Origin of the sequence: Pauljensenia sp. UMB3104 (assembly GCF_030217285.1) — a bacterium.
Lineage (GTDB): Bacteria > Actinomycetota > Actinomycetes > Actinomycetales > Actinomycetaceae > Pauljensenia.
The window spans coordinates 1-253 of sequence record NZ_JASONN010000438.1 but is presented as its reverse complement, the minus strand read 5'-3'; the positions used below and the strand labels follow the sequence as shown (position 1 = coordinate 253).

The 253-nt window shown below is 54.5% G+C and carries 1 protein-coding gene; it reads left to right on the top strand.

Annotation, left to right across the window (positions count from 1 at the left end; genetic code table 11):
- Window positions 1-253: galactose-binding domain-containing protein (locus tag QP415_RS12320; protein WP_285100264.1), on the top strand; the 253-nt coding region annotated here is incomplete at both ends.

Below are 253 nucleotides of genomic sequence, written 5' to 3'. Positions count from 1 at the left end.
CCCAGCATCCCGAGACGTCGACGGCAACACGGATGGAAAGTGGGACAACGGTTCGGTTAGCGCAACGGCTACGCAGAATGATCCCTGGTGGGAGGTTGACCTTGAGAAAACAGTTCCGGTCGGACAGGTTAACATCTACAACCGTTCTGCTGACGATCAGTGCAACGGAAACCAGTCGTGTGCGGAGCGCCTGAAGGGCTTCTACGTTATTGCTTCGAAGGACAAGCTTGACGACAAGCTATCCAGCGAAGAA